This is a genomic window from Leptotrichia wadei, from assembly GCF_007990445.1.
In the GTDB taxonomy this organism is placed as follows: domain Bacteria; phylum Fusobacteriota; class Fusobacteriia; order Fusobacteriales; family Leptotrichiaceae; genus Leptotrichia; species Leptotrichia wadei_A.
In genome coordinates this window covers 1,842,249-1,861,929 of the sequence record NZ_AP019841.1, presented here as the reverse complement: position 1 = coordinate 1,861,929, position 19,681 = coordinate 1,842,249, and the positions used below count along the sequence as shown (strand labels likewise).

General features: G+C 30.7%; 22 protein-coding genes and 3 pseudogenes. All 25 read left to right on the top strand.

What is annotated here, in order from left to right:
- Window positions 1-80: 80 nt before the first annotated feature.
- A complete protein-coding gene (gene ilvA / locus FVE74_RS08790; protein WP_147004590.1) occupies window positions 81-1,304 on the top strand; it encodes a threonine ammonia-lyase in 1,224 nt (407 codons plus the stop codon).
- A gap of 32 nt (window positions 1,305-1,336) precedes the next feature.
- The gene (ilvB, locus tag FVE74_RS08785; RefSeq protein ID WP_147004190.1) at window positions 1,337-3,058 is read left to right on the top strand and encodes a biosynthetic-type acetolactate synthase large subunit; all 1,722 of its coding nucleotides are present in this window, start codon (window positions 1,337-1,339) and stop codon (window positions 3,056-3,058) included.
- The gene (gene ilvN, locus FVE74_RS08780) at window positions 3,051-3,539 is read left to right on the top strand and encodes an acetolactate synthase small subunit (protein ID WP_147004189.1); all 489 of its coding nucleotides are present in this window, start codon (window positions 3,051-3,053) and stop codon (window positions 3,537-3,539) included. Before ilvB ends, ilvN begins: the two co-directional genes overlap by 8 nt.
- 121 nt (window positions 3,540-3,660) lie before the next feature.
- The gene (locus FVE74_RS08775) at window positions 3,661-4,410 is read left to right on the top strand and encodes a class I SAM-dependent methyltransferase (RefSeq protein WP_147004188.1); all 750 of its coding nucleotides are present in this window, start codon (window positions 3,661-3,663) and stop codon (window positions 4,408-4,410) included.
- 109 nt (window positions 4,411-4,519) lie between these two features.
- The gene (locus FVE74_RS08770; RefSeq protein WP_269473168.1) at window positions 4,520-6,052 is read left to right on the top strand and encodes a 2-isopropylmalate synthase; all 1,533 of its coding nucleotides are present in this window, start codon (window positions 4,520-4,522) and stop codon (window positions 6,050-6,052) included.
- A 26-nt stretch (window positions 6,053-6,078) separates the two neighbouring features.
- Window positions 6,079-6,288: pseudogene (locus FVE74_RS08765) on the top strand (zinc ribbon domain-containing protein); the annotation flags it as partial.
- Window positions 6,289-6,433: 145 nt separating this feature from the next.
- Complete coding sequence (locus FVE74_RS08760; protein WP_232053930.1) at window positions 6,434-7,099, top strand: PDDEXK nuclease domain-containing protein; 666 nt, start codon at window positions 6,434-6,436, stop codon at window positions 7,097-7,099.
- A 36-nt stretch (window positions 7,100-7,135) separates the two neighbouring features.
- Window positions 7,136-7,699 (top strand): NAD(P)H-dependent oxidoreductase, encoded by a 564-nt coding sequence (locus FVE74_RS08755; RefSeq protein WP_147004186.1) that lies wholly within the window; start codon window positions 7,136-7,138, stop codon window positions 7,697-7,699.
- Between the two features lie 39 nt (window positions 7,700-7,738).
- The gene (locus FVE74_RS08750) at window positions 7,739-8,584 is read left to right on the top strand and encodes a metallophosphoesterase (RefSeq protein WP_147004185.1); all 846 of its coding nucleotides are present in this window, start codon (window positions 7,739-7,741) and stop codon (window positions 8,582-8,584) included.
- 19 nt (window positions 8,585-8,603) lie between these two features.
- Window positions 8,604-9,443, top strand: coding sequence for a YwqG family protein (locus FVE74_RS08745; RefSeq protein ID WP_147004184.1), 840 nt, complete (start codon window positions 8,604-8,606; stop codon window positions 9,441-9,443).
- Between the two features lie 36 nt (window positions 9,444-9,479).
- Entirely contained in the window at window positions 9,480-10,154 is a 675-nt protein-coding gene (locus FVE74_RS08740; protein WP_147004183.1) for a Fic family protein, read from the top strand.
- A gap of 61 nt (window positions 10,155-10,215) precedes the next feature.
- On the top strand, window positions 10,216-11,634 hold the full coding sequence (leuC, locus tag FVE74_RS08735; RefSeq protein WP_147004182.1) for a 3-isopropylmalate dehydratase large subunit: 1,419 nt from the start codon (window positions 10,216-10,218) through the stop codon (window positions 11,632-11,634).
- Between the two features lie 51 nt (window positions 11,635-11,685).
- A complete protein-coding gene (gene leuD / locus FVE74_RS08730; RefSeq protein ID WP_147004181.1) occupies window positions 11,686-12,261 on the top strand; it encodes a 3-isopropylmalate dehydratase small subunit in 576 nt (191 codons plus the stop codon).
- Window positions 12,262-12,278: 17 nt separating this feature from the next.
- Complete coding sequence (locus tag FVE74_RS08725) at window positions 12,279-12,830, top strand: DUF2262 domain-containing protein (RefSeq protein WP_147004180.1); 552 nt, start codon at window positions 12,279-12,281, stop codon at window positions 12,828-12,830.
- A 34-nt stretch (window positions 12,831-12,864) separates the two neighbouring features.
- Window positions 12,865-13,671: a DUF2262 domain-containing protein gene (locus tag FVE74_RS08720; protein ID WP_147004179.1), complete on the top strand. Its 807-nt coding sequence runs from the start codon at window positions 12,865-12,867 to the stop codon at window positions 13,669-13,671.
- Between the two features lie 53 nt (window positions 13,672-13,724).
- Window positions 13,725-13,997 carry a hypothetical protein gene (locus FVE74_RS08715; protein ID WP_147004178.1) on the top strand — a complete coding sequence of 91 codons (273 nt, stop codon included), beginning with the start codon at window positions 13,725-13,727 and terminating at the stop codon, window positions 13,995-13,997.
- Between the two features lie 363 nt (window positions 13,998-14,360).
- Entirely contained in the window at window positions 14,361-14,906 is a 546-nt protein-coding gene (locus tag FVE74_RS08710) for a DUF2262 domain-containing protein (protein ID WP_147004177.1), read from the top strand.
- A 79-nt stretch (window positions 14,907-14,985) separates the two neighbouring features.
- Window positions 14,986-15,090, top strand: a pseudogene (locus FVE74_RS11985) (type II toxin-antitoxin system mRNA interferase toxin, RelE/StbE family); the annotation flags it as partial.
- Between the two features lie 14 nt (window positions 15,091-15,104).
- Entirely contained in the window at window positions 15,105-15,554 is a 450-nt protein-coding gene (locus FVE74_RS08700; protein ID WP_147004176.1) for an OmpA family protein, read from the top strand.
- A gap of 35 nt (window positions 15,555-15,589) precedes the next feature.
- Window positions 15,590-16,138 (top strand): DUF2262 domain-containing protein, encoded by a 549-nt coding sequence (locus FVE74_RS08695; protein ID WP_147004175.1) that lies wholly within the window; start codon window positions 15,590-15,592, stop codon window positions 16,136-16,138.
- Between the two features lie 84 nt (window positions 16,139-16,222).
- Window positions 16,223-16,468: pseudogene (locus tag FVE74_RS08690) on the top strand (type II toxin-antitoxin system RelB/DinJ family antitoxin); the annotation flags it as partial.
- 135 nt (window positions 16,469-16,603) lie between these two features.
- Window positions 16,604-16,879, top strand: coding sequence for a type II toxin-antitoxin system YafQ family toxin (locus FVE74_RS08685; RefSeq protein WP_147004173.1), 276 nt, complete (start codon window positions 16,604-16,606; stop codon window positions 16,877-16,879).
- Between the two features lie 14 nt (window positions 16,880-16,893).
- On the top strand, window positions 16,894-17,679 hold the full coding sequence (locus FVE74_RS08680; protein ID WP_147004172.1) for an OmpA family protein: 786 nt from the start codon (window positions 16,894-16,896) through the stop codon (window positions 17,677-17,679).
- 48 nt (window positions 17,680-17,727) lie between these two features.
- Window positions 17,728-18,516: a toxin-antitoxin system YwqK family antitoxin gene (locus tag FVE74_RS08675; protein WP_147004171.1), complete on the top strand. Its 789-nt coding sequence runs from the start codon at window positions 17,728-17,730 to the stop codon at window positions 18,514-18,516.
- A gap of 52 nt (window positions 18,517-18,568) precedes the next feature.
- Complete coding sequence (gene leuB / locus FVE74_RS08670) at window positions 18,569-19,627, top strand: 3-isopropylmalate dehydrogenase (RefSeq protein WP_147004170.1); 1,059 nt, start codon at window positions 18,569-18,571, stop codon at window positions 19,625-19,627.
- Window positions 19,628-19,681: the final 54 nt, after the last annotated feature.

The window sequence follows — 19,681 nt, the reverse complement described above, 5'->3', positions numbered from 1 at the left end:
TTATTTGATTTATGAGGTAGCTCCTTGTAAAAAACTGAAAGAAAATTAGGGAAATAAAAAAATTGGAGAAGGTGAAAAAATTGCATAAATTATATGATTTTATGGAAGCTAGAGAACGATTGGGGACAGTTATTGAAAAGACGAAATTGATTCACAGCAATATTTTTTCTGATGAATCAGGAAACGATGTCTATATTAAACCTGAAAACTTACAAAGAACAGGTGCATTTAAAATAAGAGGTGCTTATAATAAAATTGCGAAATTGACAGAAGAAGAGAAAAAAAGAGGAGTAATTGCAGCATCGGCTGGAAATCATGCACAAGGTGTGGCACTAGCTGCTCAAAAATTGGGAATTAAGGCTGTAATTGTTATGCCTAAACATACGCCACTTATTAAGGTTGAAGCGACTAGAAGATACGGTGCAGAAGTTATTTTAACTGGGGAAGTTTATGATGAGGCTTATGAGTATGCAAAAAAATTGCAGGAAAAAGAAGGGTACACTTTTGTGCATCCGTTTAATGATGAAGATGTAATTGAAGGGCAAGGGACTATTGCTTTGGAAGTTTTGGAGGAATTGCCTGATGCGGATATTATTTTGGTGCCAATTGGTGGTGGAGGACTTATTTCAGGAATTGCTTCGGCTGCGAAATTAAAGAATCCATTGATAAAAATAATTGGTGTTGAGCCAGAAGGTGCAGCGAGTGCATTGGAGGCTAGAAAAAGTCATCATGTGGTTGAACTTGATGAAGCAAATACAATTGCAGATGGAACAGCTGTTAAAAAAATTGGTGACATTACATTTGACTATATTGAAAAATATGTAGATGACATAGTTACTGTATCTGATTATGAGTTAATGGCGGCATTTTTGGTCTTGGTTGAAAAACACAAAATTGTTGCGGAAAATTCGGGAATTTTGGCTGTGGCAGGATTGAAAAAATTAAATGTTACAGGGAAAAAGATAATTTCAATAATAAGTGGTGGTAATATAGATGTATTAACTATTTCATCTATGATTAATAAAGGATTGGTAGCTAGAGGAAGAATTTTTACATTTGCGGTTGATTTGCCTGACAAACCAGGACAATTGGTGGCTGTGTCACAAATTCTTTCAGAACAAAATGCGAATGTAATTAGACTTGAACATAATCAGTTTAAGAATTTAGACAGATTCCATGAAGTTGAATTGCAAGTTACAGTTGAAACAAATGGAGAAGAACATATTAATAAAATAACTCAAGAATTTGAGAAAAAAGGATATATAATTAGAAGATTGAATGCACAAGCAATGATTGATGATTAAAAATAAAAAATTAAGAAAAGGTGGTTGAAACAATGAGTGAAACTAAGATGATAAACGGTGGTAGAATTTTACTAGAATCGCTACACAGATTAGGAATAACAGATATTTTTGGATATCCGGGAGGAGCGGTAATTCCAATATTTGATGAAATTTATAGTTATGACAAAATAAATTACTATTTTGCAAGACATGAGCAAGGATTGTCACATGCGGCAGATGGTTATGCGAGAGTTTCTGGGAAAGTGGGAGTTTGTCTTGCGACTTCAGGGCCTGGTGCGACAAATATGGTTACAGGAATAATGACAGCACATATGGATTCTGTACCAATGATTGCGATAACTGGACAAGTTAGATCAAATTTATTGGGAAGAGATGCTTTCCAAGAAACTGATACAGTTGGAATTACAATGCCAATTACAAAATGTAATTATTTGATTCAAAATATAAAAGAAATACCTAGAGTTGTAAAAGAGGCTTACTACATTGCGACAACAGGTAGACCAGGACCAGTTCTTATTGATATTCCAAACGATATTCAAGTTCATCAAATTCCATATGAAGAATTTGAGAGATTATTTGATGAAAAAATTGAATTGGAAGGATATTCGCCAACTTATGAAGGACATCAAGGTCAAATTAAAAGAGCAATTAAATTGATAAAAGAAGCGAAAAAACCGTTGATAATTGCAGGAGCGGGAGTTTTGAAATCGAAAGCATCGAAAGAATTGTTTGAATATGCTGAAAAGACACAAACACCTGTGGCTACGACATTACTTGGATTGGGAGCATTTCCTGAATCGCACGAATTATCTCTTGGAATGTTAGGAATGCACGGAACTGTACCAGCGAATTATGCGACAGATGAAGCAGATTTAGTAATTGCGGCTGGAATTAGATTTGATGACAGAATTGCTGGGAATCCTAATAAATTTGTTGAAAATGCAAAAGTTATTCACATTGACATTGATCCAGCTGAAATTGATAAGAATAAAAGGGCTGATGTGCCAATTGTTGGGGATTTAAAACATGTATTGACTGATATTAATGCTGAAATTGAGCCACAAACTCACGAAGAATGGGTTAAAAAAGTTGTTGAATGGAAAAAAGAATATCCATTAGGACATAGAGAAGTTGGGGAAGATAAATTGCTTCCACAAGAAGTTCTAAAAGCGATTGACGATATTTTGCAAGGGGATACAATTGTTGTAACTGATGTTGGTCAACACCAAATGTGGGCTGCTCAATATTTCACTTACAAAAATCCTGATTCAATTGTAACTTCAGGAGGAGCTGGAACAATGGGATTTGGACTTCCTGCGGCAATTGGAGCACAAATTGGAGCACCTGATAAAAAAGTTGTTTTAATCGTTGGAGATGGTGGTTTCCAAATGACATTGCAAGAATTAATGATGATTAAACAATATAATTTGCCAATAAAAGTTGTTATCTTGAACAATTCTTACTTAGGAATGGTTAGACAATGGCAAGAATTGTTTAAAGACAGAAGATACTCATTCGTTAATTTGGAAATAAATCCAGACTTTATAAAAATTGCAGAAGCGTATGGAATTAAAAATGCAAAACTTACAAACAAAGAAGATTTGAGAACAAAATTAAAAGATTTAATATTGTCTGATGAAGGTGTGTTAATCGAGTGTGTTGTTGAAAAAGAAGAAAATGTATTCCCGATGATTCCAGCAGGAAAAACTGTAAGTCAAATGATTGGAAAGAAAGGTGTGTTAGAAAATGAATAGAGAGCATGAAATTTTAATAATTGCAAAAAATACTGATGGAATTGTGTCGAGAATAATGTCTTTATTCAATAGAAGAGGATATTCTGTTTTAAAAATGACAGCAGGAGTTACAAATAAACCTGGTTATGCGAGATTGACAATGACGGTAGAAGGAGACGACAAAACATTAAATCAAATTCAAAAACAAGTTTATAAAATTGTGGATGTTGTAAAAGTAAAGGTTTTCCCAGTTGAAAATGTTATTAGAAGAGAATTGATGTTAATAAAAGTAAAATCTGATCCAGAAACTAGAGCACAAATTGTTCAAGTTGCGGATATTTACAGAGGAAAAGTTTTAGATGTATCACCAACTTCATTAGTTATTGAACTCACAGGAGATGTGAAAAAATTGCGTGGATTTGTGGAAATTATGCACAATTATGGAGTTTTGGAAATTGCAAAAACTGGAGTTGTAGCGATGAGCCGTGGAGAAAAATTGTAGAATTTTAGAAATTTTGAAGTGAATTTTGGGATTTTAGGATTGAGTATCAATGAATATAAATATTGATTATTTTGTTAAAAATAGAGAAATATTGTAATAGCACAGAAAGAAGGTACAGAAAATGAGTGTGAGTCAGCATTGGGAAAAGGAAAAGTATGAGAAAAATGCACGGTTTGTTTCTGATTATGGGAAGGAACTGATTGAATGGCTGAATCCGAAAAAGGATGAATATATTTTGGATTTAGGCTGTGGAGATGGTGTATTGACTAAGGAAATTTCAAAATATGGGTGCAAAGTTTTGGGACTAGATGGAAGTCAGAAATTTGTTGAAGCGACTAGAAAATTGGGAGTTGATGCGATACAAGGCGATGCACAGAACATGAATTTTGAAAACGAATTTGATGCAATTTTTTCCAATGCGGCACTTCACTGGATGACAAATCCTGATAAAGTTTTGGAAGGTGTGGCAAAAGCACTCAAAAAAGGTGGACGATTTGTGGTCGAAATGGGTTGCAAAGGAAATGTGGAAAAAATAGAAAATGCAATGTTTGAAGTTGCAAAAAGACATAATTTTAAAGCTGTAAAATGCTGGTTTTTTCCGACAGAAAAAGAAGAAACAGCATTACTTAATAAATATGGCTTAAAAGTGAAAAGAATGACAAGTTTTTCTCGTCCAACTTTACTTCCTACAGGGATAAAAGGATGGCTACAAACCTTTTCTGCACCTGCTTTTGTGAATATTCCGAAAGAAATGCACGAAAAATTGATTGATGAAATAGCTGAAAAAGTGGAAAAAGAGCTTGAAAAAAATGAAAATGGACAAATTATAGCTGATTATGTAAGATTGAGATTTGAAGCTGTGAAGAAATAGTAAATTTTTGTTTTTAAAGTAAACTTTTTTTAGAGTGAATATTTTGAAAGAAATTTTTGAATTTGATAAGTTGAGGTATAGAAAATAAAAAAGCGAAACAAGAAAATTAATTTACAAGGAGAATAAGACAATGAAAAAGCATATTAAAATATTCGATACAACACTAAGAGATGGAGAACAAACACCAAGAGTTAATCTTAATGCTGAAGAAAAATTAAGAATTGCAAAACAATTGGAAAGTTTGGGAGTGGATATAATTGAAGCTGGGTTTGCTGTGGCATCGCCTGGAGATTTTGAAGCAGTTAAAATGATTGCGGAAAATGTAAAAAATTCAACAGTTTGTAGTTTGTCAAGAGCTGTGAAAAAAGATATTGAAGCAGCAGGGGAGGCTCTAAAAGGTGCGGCAAAACCTAGAATTCATACATTCATTGCGACTTCGCCTATTCACAGAGAGTTTAAGCTGAAAATGACAAAAGAGCAAATTGTAGAAAGAACAAGAGAAATGGTGGAACTTGCAAAATCATTTGTTGATGATGTTGAATTTTCTTCAGAAGATGCGACTAGAACAGAGAAAGAATTTTTGGTGGAAGTATATGAAACAGCTATAAAAGCTGGAGCTACTACATTAAATGTGCCTGATACTGTGGGTTACAGAACTCCAAATGAAATGTTTGAATTGATAAGTTATTTGAAAAAAAATGTAAAAGGAATTGAAAATGTGGATATTTCTGTGCATTGTCACGATGACTTGGGACTTTCTGTAGCAAATTCAGTTGCGGCAATTCAAGCTGGAGCAACTCAAATTGAATGTACAATTAACGGACTTGGCGAAAGAGCTGGAAATACTTCACTTGAGGAAATTGCAATGATTTTGAAAACAAGAAAAGATTTATTTGAAGAATATTACACAAATATTGACTCAAAACAAATTTACCCAACAAGTAAATTAGTAAGCCTTTTGACAGGAGTTGCAACACAGCCAAATAAAGCAATTGTTGGAGCAAACGCATTTGCTCATGAATCAGGAATCCATCAGCACGGAGTTTTAGCAAATCCTGAAACTTATGAAATTATGAGTCCAGAATCTGTAGGAAGAAATCCAGACAGCTTGGTACTTGGAAAACATTCAGGAAAACACGCTTTTATACAAAAGTTGGAATCTTTAGGATTTGACCATGTTGGAAGTGACAGAGTGGAAGAATTATTTGTACAATTTAAAAAATTGGCAGACAAGAAAAAATATGTTTTAGATGAAGATATTATCGCATTAGTTGCTGGAGATGCGGCAAAAATCGAAGGAAGAATCAAATTGACTCACTTTGAAATTTCAAGACAAGAAGGTAAAAAACCAAAAGCTACAGTTACAATTGACTTGGATGGAGAAAAATTGGTTAAAGAAGCTCTTGGAGATGGACCAGTTGATGCAGCTTACAATGCAGTAAACTTAGCAGTGAGTGACACTTTTGTCTTAGAAGAATACAAATTGGAAGCAATTACAGGGGATACAGATGCACAAGCACAAGTTGTTGTTGTAATTGAAAAAGATGGAAACAGATTTATCGGTAGAGGACAAAGTACAGATGTGGTTGAGGCTAGTATAAAGGCTTATATTAATGGGATAAATAGACTTTATAATAAGTAATTTTAAAAGGGAGGGGATTTTGATGGGAATATCAAATGTTTTTAGGGAAACAATTTTTGAAGATAGATAAGTGGTTTCCGTCATCGAAAACTTGTAGTAGATGTGGAAATGTTAAAGATGAACTGAAATTATCAGAAAGAAGTTATAAATGTGAGTGCTGTGGGATTGAAATTGATAGAGATTACAATGCGGCACTGAATATAAGAGATGTTGGAAAAGAAATGTTGAAATATTAAAAAATAAAAGAAGACAGGGTAGGAACTACCCGAAGAGCTTGGTAAATATATTTGGCTAATAAAAGCAGATACTTCCCAAGAAGCTCCCGTTTCTAAAAGCGGGAGTAGTTCACGAGTTTCTGATGAGAAAGCTAGAATATTTTATTTGACGGAAGCAGCAGAAAATATGTGGTCTGTAAGAACATTAGATCGAAATATATCTACACTTTACTATAATCGTATTGTTGCAAGTATTGATAAAAAAACGGTTGAAGATGAAATGAAAGAAAAAATAAAAAGTTTGCAAACTGAAGAATTTATAAAAAATCCAGTAGTTTTGGAGTTTTTAGATTTGCCAACAAATATGTCTTATACTGAAAGTCAATTGGAAAAGGCATTAACAGATGATATTCAAAAGTTTATGATGGAACTTGGAAAAGGTTTTGCATTTGTGGAAAGGCAACAGCATATTCGTACAGAAAATTCAGATTTTTATATTGATTTGGTATTTTATAACTATATTTTGAAATGTTTTGTTATAGTAGAGTTAAAAACAGAAAAATTAACACATCAGGATATTGGACAACTTGATATGTATGTAAGAATGTATGATGACTTAAAAAAACAAGAAAATGATAATCCAACAATAGGACTTCTTTTTTGCACGGAAACAGACAGAACTATTATAAAATATTCGGTTTTGAATGATAACGAAAACCTTTTTGCAAGTAAATATATAAATTATCTGCCTAGTGAAGAGGAATTAATAAATGAAATAGAAAGGCAGAAGACATTGTTTGAAAGTAAAAAGAATAATGAAGTGGAATATTAATTAGAAAATTGATTACGGAGAGAAGGAAATTTAAAAATGAAAACAGTAATTTTTTCACACCCATGGAATGGAAGTTTCAATAAGGCAATTTTAGATAAAGTAGTGGAAAATTTGGAGAAAACAAAAGAAAAATATACGATTATAGATTTGAATAAAGATGAATTCAATCCTGTGATGACTGAAAAAGATTTGGAGTTGTATTCACAAGGAAAAAGTGCTGATCCTTTAGTTTTGAAATATCAGGAAATTTTGAAAAATACAGATGAATTAATATTAATTTTTCCGATTTGGTGGATGTCATTACCTGCGATATTAAAAGGATTTTTGGATAAAGTTATGTTGAGAGGATTTGCTTATGAAAGTGGGAAATATGGAATAAAAGGACTTTTGCCAATAAAATCGGCTAAAATGATTACAACGGCTGAAGCACCAAAGTTTTTATTAAATATAATGGGGTTTGGAATGACGATGAGAAAGGCGAATCTTGGTGGAGTCGGAATAAAAAACACAAAATGGATTCATTATAGTTTAAGAGCAAAAGGAAAATATGATGATAGAAAGAAATTTCTTGAAAAAGTTGGGGAATTTGTGAGTGAATAGAAATCGAATCGACATTTAATTTATTTAAAAGGAGAAAAAATGAAGGCAAAAAATTGGATTATTAAATTTCTGTTGGTTTTTGCGGGACTAATTGTGATATTTTTAATTTATGCTCATTATGAGTACAGGCATATTAAAATTAGGACAATTGAGGTAAAGTCAAAAGATATTCCAAAAGAATTTGATGGGAAAAGAGTGCTGTTTGTAGCGGATTTTCAGTATGATACGATGACACGGTTTAATAGAAAGCAGCAGAAAAAGGCAATTGAACTGATTAATGCACAAAAAAAGGATATGATTCTTTTAGGTGGAGATTATGCGACTTGGGAGAAAAATATTCCTAAGTTTTATGAAGATGCTAAAAATATTAAAATTCCTGAACTTGGAGTATATGCGATTTATGGAAATCATGAGTATCCAGGTGAAAAGGAAACTGCTGAAAATATGAAAAAAATTGGATTTAATCTGCTTACAAATGAAAATAGAAAAGTAACGATAAATAATGAGAAAATATACATCGCTGGAGTTACTGACTTGTGGCATGGAAAACCTGATGCAAAAAAGGCTCTTGAAGGTACGAAAAAAGAAGACTTTGTGTTATTTTTAACTCATAATCCTGAATATTTTGAGCAAATGTCGGAAACTGAAAAGGAAAAAACTGATATGATTTTAGCAGGACACACCCACGCTGGACAGGTTACTTTTTTTGGAAAAATTATTGTGTCGGCAGTGAAGGATAAGAAAAAATATGGCTACGGAATGAAAGAGTATGGCGGACATAAAATTTATATTACTTCTGGAGTTGGTGGTGCTTTTCTTGAGATGTTTATTCGATTTTTTGCACAGCCTGAAATTGTGATTTTTGAGTTGAAGAGAATTAATTAAAATTTGGAAGTGGTGTGATATGGAAGATAAAGAATTAAAGAAGTTAGCGAAAGATATTTTTGAAAAAATAGAAAAAAAATATCAAGAAACGGCAAAAGAAATGATGGTTGCAGATGCTTCGGGCAGTGCTTCAAAAGAAATAAAAATAACGGATAGCAAAATTGAAGGGATTCCGTATATTCCAAAAGGGAAAAAAATTCCAACAAATTCAAAAGGACAACAATTTATGTTTCTTGCACAGATAAATTGTGAGGATTTGAAGGGGCTTGAAGATTTCCCGCAGGAAGGGATTTTGCAGTTTTGGATTCTGGGAGAAGATTTGCTGGGATTGGATTTTGACGATTATACAAATCGAGATGGTTTTGATGTGATTTATTATGAAAAAATTGAAGATTATCATTCGGAAGTTGAGTTTAAGAAAATGTACAATCCTTATAGAGAAAATTCAGGAAATTTAGAAATAGCAAATAAGCCTTGTAAAATGAATTTTTCTTTGAAGAGTAGTGAAAAAGAGACCTTTGATTATACGCTTTTGGAAAAGTTATTTGAAGAAGTGTTAAAAGAAAAAAATATCGATGTAAATGAAAAAGAAAAATTGTATCAAAAAGTTGAAGGATTATTTGAAAGCAATTCCGATGGGGAAAATGGTGGAACAAAATGCAATGGATTCCCATTTTTTACTCAATTCGAGCCAAGAGATGAAGAACAATTAAAAGAATATGATACTTTGCTATTTCAAATTGACAGTGGCGGAGAAATTATGATCGGAGATTGTGGAGTGATGAATTTTTTTATTAATCGTGAAAAATTAAAAAATAGGGACTTTTCAGATGTTTTCTACAATTGGGATTGTTATTGATTTTATTGGATAGACAGAAAATAGAAAGTTGGGGAAATGGATATAAAAACTATAAATTATGAATATTTTTTAGATTTATCAGTAAGAATAACATATCACTCAAATGCGATTGAAGGAAATACATTGACACTAAATGAAACTGCTACGATTATTTTAGATAGTACAATACCTGGAAGCAAGAGTGTACGTGAAGTTTTTGAAGTTTTAAATCATAAGAAAGCAATTGATTATATTATAAGTGAACTTGAAAATGAGAAAAAATTAGATATTTATATGATTAAAAATATAAATAAGGAAATTTTAGACAGGTTGAATGACAATGCGGGAAATTTTAAAAATAGCAGTAATGCAATAATTGGCGCAGATTTTGAAACTTCTACACCAAGTCAAGCACCAGTTCTTACAAAAAATTGGATTGAAAACTTGAATTATAGGTTGGAATTGTGTAAAACTGATGATGAAAAGTTGTCAGAAATATTAAATTCTCATATAGAATTTGAGAGAATTCATCCTTTTAGCGATGGAAATGGACGAACAGGAAGGCTGATTATGCTGTATTTGTGTTTTCAGGAAAATATAAGTCCGTTTGTGATTGAAAAAAATGATAGAGCATTGTATATGAACTATTTAAGGGAACAAAATGCAGATATTATTTTAGATAAAGTGAAGGAATTGCAAGAATTTGAAAAGAAACGAATGGAACAATTTTAAATAGGTTAATAAATAAAAAAATATAAATAAAAAATTTGGAGAGAAAATCGGAGGAGAAAAAATGTCAGAAATTAAAAATAAAGCGAAAAAACCAAAAACTTTGTTTGATAAAGTTTGGGAAAAACATGTGATTACGGGAGAACCTGGAGAAGCACAACTTTTGTATATTGATTTGCACTTGATTCATGAAGTTACTTCGCCACAAGCGTTTTCAGGATTGAGAATTGCAGGGAGAAAGGTTAGAAGACCTGACTTGACATTTGGAACAATGGATCACAATACGCCAACAATTATGGCTGACAGAATGAATATTAAAGATAAAGTTTCAAAGGCACAGTTAGATGCATTGTCGGCAAACTGTAAAGAATTTGGAATTGAGTTGGTTGATATGTTTAATGAAAATAATGGAATTGTGCATATGGTTGGACCTGAACAAGGGTTGACACAGCCTGGAAAAACTGTAGTTTGTGGAGATAGCCATACTGCGACTCATGGAGCTTTTGGAGCTTTGGCATTTGGAATTGGAACAAGTGAAGTGGAACATGTTTTGGCGACACAGACAATTTGGCAAAAGAAACCAAAAACAATGGGAATTGAAATTACTGGTGAATTGCAAAAAGGTGTTTATGCGAAAGATATAATTTTGCATATTATTAGAACTTACGGAATTGGGCTTGGAAATGGATATGCATTTGAGTTTTTTGGAGATACAATAAGAAATATGTCAATGGAAGGAAGAATGACAATTTGTAACATGGCAATTGAAGGAGGAGGGAAATCAGGAATTATCGCACCTGATGAAACTACTTTTGAATATGTAAAAGGAAGAAGATTTGCACCAAAAGGCGAAGAATTTGATAAAAAAGTGGCTGAATGGAAAGAATTGTACACAGATTCTGTAGATGCATTTGACAAATACATAAAAGTTGATGTTTCAAACCTTGAACCACAAGTAACTTGGGGAACAAACCCTGAAATGGGAATTGGAATAAGTGAAAGATTCCCTGAAATTAAAGATGTAAACTACGAAAGAGCGTACAACTACATGGGACTTACACCAGGAGGATCACCTTACAACATTCCATTAAAACATGTATTTATCGGATCTTGCACAAATGGAAGATTAGCAGACTTAGAAATTGCAGCAAAAATTGTAAAAGGGAAGAAAGTTGCTCCAAACATTACAGCAGTAGTCGTTCCAGGATCACAACTTGTTAAAAAAGCAGCCGAAGAAAACGGAATCGCACAAATATTCAAAGACGCAGGATTTGAGTGGAGAGAAGCTGGATGTTCAACTTGTTTAGGAATGAACCCAGACTTAATCCCAAGCGGAGAACACTGTGCGTCAACTTCAAACAGAAACTTTGAAGGAAGACAAGGAAAAGGAGCAAGAACTCACTTAGTAAGTCCAGCAATGGCAGCAGCAGCGGCAATTTATGGAAAATTTGTGGATGTAAGAGAATTAGATGAAGTGAAATAGAAAAATTTTTTGAACTTTTAAAATAAAAATGCAAGATAAGGAGAATAAAATATGAAACCATTTACAAAATATGAAGGAACAATTGTTCCAATAATGAATAACAACATAGATACAGATCAATTAATTCCAAAACAATATTTGAAAAGTGTTGAAAAAACAGGATTTGGAAAACATGTTTTCGATGAGTGGAGATATAACGAAGACGGATCTGACAATATGGATTTTAATTTGAATAAGCCAGAATACAAAAATGGAACAGTTTTGATTACTGGAGAAAATTTTGGTTGTGGATCGAGTAGAGAACATGCTGCTTGGGCATTGCAAGACTATGGAATTCATGTAATCGTAGCGGGAGGATATTCAGGAATTTTCTACATGAACTGGTTAAACAATGGGCATCTGCCAATAACTTTGCCAGAAGCAGACAGAATCGAATTATCAAAATTGCCTGGAGATGTGAAGGTTACAGTTGATTTGGAAAATAACAAATTGATTGCGAATGGAAAAGAATATATTTTTGAATTGGAAGAAAGCTGGAAACAGAGATTATTAAAAGGGCTTGATTCAATTGGATTGACTTTACAGCATGAAGATGAGATTAGGAAGTATGAGGAAAGTCATAAGTAGTTAAAAAAGGAGTAAAAATGAAAAATTGGGAACTTACAGATACAGATTTTTATGATGACAATTATGAAGAATATGAATATGCTCGGAAAGTAATGTGGAAAAATCATGAAATAGAAATTATTTTGATTTGTAATAATGAAAATAAAGTTAGTGAAGAAGAAATAGAAGAAATAGTTGACAAAATTATGGAAAATAAGGATTATTGGGATAAAAAATGTAAAAATTTATTTGCTGACGAATTTGTTGACTGGTTTAATGAAGAAGAATGGGTAAAGCCAGAATATGCTGAAATTTATTATGAAACAAAGAGTATTGATGAAGTGGAGAAAAAATTACTTAAAATAATTGGAAAAGAAGATACAGAAAAAATTATGAAGAATAATTTTCTTACAAAAGAAGCATTTAAAAAGTTACTTGATAATGAAGATATGGAAATAACAATTGATTTAACTGACGATGATGAAAATAGTTTTTCTATTACTATGTACGAAAGATTGTTTTTTGTTGATAAAATGTTTTATGCTGAGTGTAATTTTAATGGTGAAATAGACGAGTTTTATATGGATTAATTTTCTTAGATTTTTTCAGAAAGGAAAATCAGATATGGAAATTCAGGATTTTGTTGAAAATACATATATGGGAAATTTTAAAGAGTGGGACGGAAAAATTATTTGGAAAGGTAAAGAAACATTAGTAAGACTTACGATTTATAAAGAATGTGATAATGTTGAACTTGAAAAAGAAAAAATGCTTAAAATTTTGGAAGAATTGTATCTTAATCAGGATGAATGGAATAAAAAAGTGAAAGATACGATGGTTAAGTATTTTTATGATGTGCTGAATGATGATTTTTTTGATGATGGAGTATTTCCAGAGTATCCAACTTGCTATGATATGTTATTTGAAATTTTAAAAGACGATTTTACAAAAGAAGAAGCAGAAAGAATATGGAAAACAAAAGTATTTCCATTGGATAAGTATAGAAATTATATTTTTGTTGATAATATTCAGATAACAAATGAAGGAAATTTTTATTTTGAAGTAGCTGATGATTATACAGTTGTGGGGGATAACTGGATTTGGTTAAAAGGGAATATTGATAAGGGATTTTTTGCTGCAAGTTTTGATGATCTTTTTGAATTTGTCACTGACTTAGAATTAAATGACGAGTTTTCTTCAATTCTTCGTGAAAAATTTAAAATAGGTTATGCAGATACTAGTAGTTTTTTTGTATCAAGAAGAGAAGGATTGACAAAACTTTATTATAAGAAGAATCACAAATTAGCGGCAATTGGAAATTATAAATCTGGAAAAAAAGAGGGAATTTGGAAATTCTATGATGAGGATGGGAAATTGACTAAGAAGGTTAGTTATGTTAATGATGTTGCTGAGAAAGAAGTTGTTTGTTGAAAAATTAAAATATAAATTTAAAAAAACATTCTTTATAAAGACCTACTCTTTTATTGTCAATGGCTGCATTTGGAATTGGAATTAAGGGAATTTCGCAAAAAGGTGACTACTGTAATTTTAAAACTACACCTAAAGCATATGAAATTTTGTATACTATTTCTGATGCTGAATGTGTTAAGGAATTAGATTATGCTGTTTCAGATTCAAATTCTGATTTTCATTATAAAAATTATAAGGAAGAAAAAATTGATGTTCCGATGATATTTTTTAAATTAACGAAAAAATATGATCTCAAAAAAATATTAATGATTAGACCTGTTCGATAATTATACATTAGAATCTAATAAAATAAATATTCTGAAGCAAGGGGTCTTGACCCCTTGTGTAGATAAAAAACTAAGGTTACCGAACATATTTATTAGAAAATATACTTTAACTCAATTAAAATAGAACTATTAAAAATTATATAACTTTAGGTTTTGAGTAAAATAGTCATAATTTTTGAGTTTAGCTTTGAGGCGGTTATGTATTTGAGAACTGTAAAATAATAGAAAAATTAAAAAAAAAGAAAATGTAATTTTTGTAAAATTTGTTGAATTAAATATTTTGAGTTTTTAGACACATTTTTTTTAAAGAATTAATTTTTTGAATAAAAAAATAAATAATATGAAAAGAAGGAGAATTTAAATTTGAAAAATAAAATTTTAAAAGAGATAAATGTTGAGGAAATAATGGAGGAAATTAAAAAAAATCCAGAAGAAAATAGCGAATTCAAAGTTTTGTGGAATGGTGAGGAAATTGAAGTATACTTGGATTATTATGATTTTGAAAAAGAAGTTGATGAAGTTCGAGAAAAATTGGAGAATTTGAAAATATTGGTTGAAAATGCGAAAGAATGGGATAAGAAAATAAAAGATGCAGCGGGAGAAGATTTATTTGAAATAATAGAAGATGATAATTGGCCTAGGTCAGATTTTGAAGAAGAAGATATACCAAATTTAATTAATGATATAGAAAAATATATTGGGAAAGAAGAAGCTGATAATTTGAGAAATGGAAATTTTACAAGAGAAGCATTTAAAAATTTACTTTATGTAAGTTCAATTACGATGGATAATAATGATTGTTTTAATGTTGGATTATTTGATATAGATTATATAATGTTTGGAGGTCATATTTTATTTATTGATGGAAATATAAATGGAGAATTTTATGGTGGAGATATGGCAGGATAAATTTTTAATAAAAATATTGATTTTTACGCTATTTTAGTAATACAATTACATTGTATAGCAAAAGTATTACAAAAAATTTAGGGAATGTCATATTCAACCTGATTAGTTCTTAATTTATAAAATTGAAAAAGATATTTTGGTTTTGACATTGTTGAGAACGGGGACACACTCGGATTTGTTTTAAATTGGAGGAATTTGATGAAAAAAATTATTTTATTTTGTATATTTACAATTGTGAATATCTCTTTTTCAACAACATTAGTAGTACCTTGCAATAGAGAGGAGAAAAAGTGTGTGATAAGAGGTTTTAAAGTTGATGGGAGAATAATAACTGAGTATCAGATATTTGATCTTAAAGAAATTGTAAATATTTTAAATAAATTTGGAGAAAGTGGAACTGTAGATTTCGTAGGGTATACTGATTCAACTGGGACAAAAAAATATAATCAAAAATTATCATTGATAAGAGCTAGAAATATTGCTAGATTGTTTAGAGAATTTGGTTTAAAAGATGCTATTTCAATTGGAAAAATAAGTGGTAAAGGAGAAGAGGATCCAGTTGATTTAAATGAGACAGATCAAGGGAAATATAGTAACAGAAGAGTAGAGATTTTATTTAATAATTTAAAATGGAAAAATTTTGAATAAAAAATATAAAATCTAACAAGAAGGAGAATTTAAATTTGAAAAATAAAATTTTAAAAGAGATAAATGTTAAGGAAATAATGGAGGAAATTAAAAAAAATCCAAAAGAAAATAGACGATTCAAAGTTTTTTGGAATGGTAAAAAAATTGAAGTAGATTTAGAATATTACGATTTTGAGAAAGAAATTGATGAAATTAAAGAAAAATTGGAAAATTTGAAAACATTGGTTGAGAATGCTGAAGAGTGGGATAAAAAGATAAAAGATGCGGCAGGAGAATATATTCTTGAAGATGCTCAGTATTGGTGGGAGCCGTCGGCAGATTATGAAGATGAAGATATGCCTGGTTTAATTGAAGATTTAGCTGAAATAGTTGGAAAAAAAGAAGCTGAAAAAATGGTAAATGATGAAAAATTGTCGCTAGAAGCATTTAAAAAATTGATTTATGTAAATTCTATAACATTAAATGAAGATGGCAATTTCAATGTTTCGTTGTTTGATATAGATGAATTAATATTTAGCGGACATATAATGTTTGTATATGGAAATATAAATGGAGAATTTTCAGGTGGAGATTTTGCAGGATAAATTTTTAATAAAAAAATTGATTTTTATACCATTTAGTAATATAATTACATTGTATAACAAAAGTATTACAAAGGAGTGGTAAAAATGGCTACAGTAACAGTGAGAGTTGATGAAAATGTGAAAAAGGAAGCGGAAACTTTGTTTAAGAAAATAGGGCTTAATATGAGTACAGCGATGAATTTATTTTTGAAGAAGTGTATTTTGGAGCAAGGGATTCCGTTTGAGTTGAAAGTGCCGAATAGAGAAACTAGAAAGGTTTTGGATGAAGTTGAAAAAGGTGTTGGATTAAGCAAAACTTTTGATAGCATAGATGAGTTGACGGAAGATTTAGAAAATAATGAGAAAACACCAAATAAAGAAACTTTAAAGGCAATGCAGGAAACTGAAGATATTTTGAGTGGTAAAATTGAAAAAAAAGGGTATAATAGTGCTGAAGAATTATTTGAGGATTTAGGGGTTTAGTGGATGAAATTGACAATAAAGACGACCAAAAGGTTTGATAAGGACTTGAAAAAACTAAAGAAAAGAAAATATGATTTGAAGTTATTAGCAAAGATTATTAATAAATTATCTGATAGTGAAATTTTGCCTGAAAAATATAGAGATCATTATCTTACTGGTGATTATAAAGGATTTAGAGAATGTCATATTCAACCTGATTGGCTCTTAATTTATAAAATTGAAAAAAATATCTTGGTTTTGACATTGTCGAGAACTGGGACACATTCGGATTTGTTTTGAGTTGGAGGAATTTGATGAAAAAAATTATTTTATTTTGTCAGTTATTACTTTTGATAAATTTATTTTCTCAAGATGGAAATATCAAAAAATTTAACGGTTTAAAAAGAAACATCTTTGGATATTCAATGGCAGATTTTGATTTTCAAGGATATTATAAAAAAATTAAAGAATTTGAAGAAAAAATTGAAAATGGCGATGTAAAAGCAATGAATAATTTAGCAAATTTTTATGCTAAAAATGACCAAATTGAACAAGCTGAAATGTATTATAAAATGGCAATTCGAAATGGTTCTAAAAAAGCTGAAAAAAATTTGAAGATTTTGGAAAAATTTCCACTTATGAGTGATCCGATGGTTATGGACGATTTGGCTTGGGATATTCCAATGGAAGATGCTAAAGGTGAGATAAAAATTGCAATTAGAGGATTTAAAGAAAATGGTAAAGATTTAAATGAGTATGAACGAAATAGAATGAAAGGCATTGTTAGAAAAATTTGGAATAAACTTTATGAAAGTGCAGATTTAGAATTTATTGGATATAATGATAATATAGAAAATAAAAAATTATCATTTGAAAGGGCTAAAAGACTTGCAGAGTTATTTCGTGAAAGTGGATTGAAAGATGAAATGCGAATTGTAAAGGTTTTGGGAAAAGGGTCAGAAAATCCGGTGGATAGTAATGATACAATAGCAGAAAGATATAATAATAGAAAAGTTGAAATTATTGTAAAAAATGTAGTTAAAAAAAATTTTGATTTAAGTTTGCTTAATGAGCTAAAAAATCAATTGGATGATGAGTAATTTTTATAAAATATAAATACAGTTGAAATAAAGAAAGGCAGGTAATAAATGTTAAAAAAATTTATATTTTTGATAATGATGTTAGCAGTGCAATTAGTTTTTGCAGATATAAATGATATTAAAGAATTAGGAAAAGCAATGGATGATTTGTCATTTGAGAAATCGGCAGTAAGCGGTTCTAAAACAGCATATAAAGTAGGAATAGCAAAATATACTTTTAATAGACCGTATAAAAGTGGCGAAAAACAATTAGAAGTACATTATTTGAATGGAAAAAGAGAAGGGGAAGCGAAATTTTATTATCAAAATGGAAATTTGCTTGCAAAAGGTAATTATAAAGATGATAAAAAAGATGGGGTTTGGGAGTTTTTTAATAATGATGGTGGAAAAATTGTAGAAGTAAATTATAAAAATGGGCTTTTTGACGGAGTTGTAACAGAATATTTTGAAAACGGACAAGCAGATACGGTTTCAAATTATATTCAAGGAAGAAAAGAAGGTGAAGAAAAACAGTATTATATGTCTGGAAAATTACAGTCAGTTGGAACTTATGTAAATAATAAAACAGAAGGGAAATTTGTGATTTATTATCCTAGTGGGAAAATTTATATGACAAGTAATTTTTTGAACGATAAACATAATGGAGAAATTAATTATTTTTATGAAAATGGAAAACCTCTTTTGAAAGGAACTCTTAAAAATTCAGAAGCTGATGGAATTTGGGAATTTTATGACGAGAAAGGAAATTTAAAGTACAAAGGGGAATATAAAGAAATTAAACCGAAGTTTATTTCAGAATTTGAAAAAAATAGACAGAAAATTTTGAAAAAAAATTAAAAAAAAATATAAAAAAGTTTAAATGAACGAACTAAGAAAGGAAGTAAAAAAAATGAACTACAAAATTGCATTATTAAAAGGGGACGGAATTGGTCCAGAAATCGTTGATGAAGCGGTAAAAGTTTTGGATAAAATTGGAGAAAAATTTGGACATAAATTTGAGTATACGCAAGGGTATTTGGGAGGAGAATCTATTGATAAATATGGGATTCCTTATTCTGAAGAAACTGCGAAAATTTGTAAAGAAAGTGATTCGATTTTGTTGGGATCAGTTGGAGGGCCTAAATGGGATAATGTTGAGCCTGATAAAAGACCTGAAAAAGGACTTCTTGCGATAAGAAAAGACTTGGGAGTTTACACAAATTTAAGACCAGCGGTTTTGTTTAAACAATTAAAAAGTGCTAGTCCATTGAAGGATGAAATAATTGGAGAAGGGCTAGATGTAATGATAGTTAGAGAGCTTACAGGAGGAATTTATTTCGGTCCTAGAGAATATTCTGATGAAAAAGCTGTCGACACATTGCCATATACAAAAGGGGAAATTGAAAGAATCGCAAAAAAAGCATTTGAAATTGCAAAATTAAGAGGGAAAAAAATTACAAGTGTGGATAAACACAATGTTTTAGATACTTCAAAATTATGGAGAAAAACAGTAAATGAACTTGCAAAAGATTATCCAGAAGTGGAAGTTTCACACATGTATGTGGATAACGCTGCAATGCAATTAATTGCAAATCCAAGACAATTTGATGTAATTTTGACAGACAATATGTTTGGAGATATTTTATCAGATGAAGCTTCAATGCTTACAGGTTCTTTAGGAATGTTGCCATCAGCAAGTTTAGGAGACGGAAAAGTTGGACTTTATGAGCCAAGCCACGGTTCAGCACCAGACATTGCAGGACAAAATATAGCAAATCCAATTGCAACAATTTTATCAGCAGCAATGATGTTAAGATACGCATTTAACTTAACAAAAGAAGCAGATGCAATTGAAAAAGCAATTGAAGAAGTGTTGGAAGATGGATTCAGAACAGTTGATATTTATACTGATGGAATGAAAAAAGTTGGAACGGCTGAAATGGGAACTGAGATTGTGAATAGGATTTAGTGAGGATTTTAATGGATATAAATATTAATTGTACTTGTCCTTTGGAATTGACAC

What these genes read in the sequence shown, in the direction of transcription:
- ilvN (WP_147004189.1), top strand. Translation starts at nt 3,051, where the DNA reads ATGAATAGAGAGCATGAAATTTTAATAATTGCAAAAAATACTGATGGA.
- FVE74_RS08740 (WP_147004183.1), top strand. Translation starts at nt 9,480, where the DNA reads ATGGATATAAAAACTATAAATTATGAATATTTTTTAGATTTATCAGTA.
- FVE74_RS08675 (WP_147004171.1), top strand. Translation starts at nt 17,728, where the DNA reads ATGTTAAAAAAATTTATATTTTTGATAATGATGTTAGCAGTGCAATTA.
- ilvB (WP_147004190.1), top strand. Translation starts at nt 1,337, where the DNA reads ATGAGTGAAACTAAGATGATAAACGGTGGTAGAATTTTACTAGAATCG.
- leuC (WP_147004182.1), top strand. Translation starts at nt 10,216, where the DNA reads ATGTCAGAAATTAAAAATAAAGCGAAAAAACCAAAAACTTTGTTTGAT.
- FVE74_RS08775 (WP_147004188.1), top strand. Translation starts at nt 3,661, where the DNA reads ATGAGTGTGAGTCAGCATTGGGAAAAGGAAAAGTATGAGAAAAATGCA.
- FVE74_RS08745 (WP_147004184.1), top strand. Translation starts at nt 8,604, where the DNA reads ATGGAAGATAAAGAATTAAAGAAGTTAGCGAAAGATATTTTTGAAAAA.
- FVE74_RS08680 (WP_147004172.1), top strand. Translation starts at nt 16,894, where the DNA reads ATGAAAAAAATTATTTTATTTTGTCAGTTATTACTTTTGATAAATTTA.
- leuD (WP_147004181.1), top strand. Translation starts at nt 11,686, where the DNA reads ATGAAACCATTTACAAAATATGAAGGAACAATTGTTCCAATAATGAAT.
- FVE74_RS08720 (WP_147004179.1), top strand. Translation starts at nt 12,865, where the DNA reads ATGGAAATTCAGGATTTTGTTGAAAATACATATATGGGAAATTTTAAA.
- leuB (WP_147004170.1), top strand. Translation starts at nt 18,569, where the DNA reads ATGAACTACAAAATTGCATTATTAAAAGGGGACGGAATTGGTCCAGAA.
- FVE74_RS08685 (WP_147004173.1), top strand. Translation starts at nt 16,604, where the DNA reads ATGAAATTGACAATAAAGACGACCAAAAGGTTTGATAAGGACTTGAAA.
- FVE74_RS08700 (WP_147004176.1), top strand. Translation starts at nt 15,105, where the DNA reads ATGAAAAAAATTATTTTATTTTGTATATTTACAATTGTGAATATCTCT.
- FVE74_RS08725 (WP_147004180.1), top strand. Translation starts at nt 12,279, where the DNA reads ATGAAAAATTGGGAACTTACAGATACAGATTTTTATGATGACAATTAT.
- FVE74_RS08755 (WP_147004186.1), top strand. Translation starts at nt 7,136, where the DNA reads ATGAAAACAGTAATTTTTTCACACCCATGGAATGGAAGTTTCAATAAG.
- FVE74_RS08750 (WP_147004185.1), top strand. Translation starts at nt 7,739, where the DNA reads ATGAAGGCAAAAAATTGGATTATTAAATTTCTGTTGGTTTTTGCGGGA.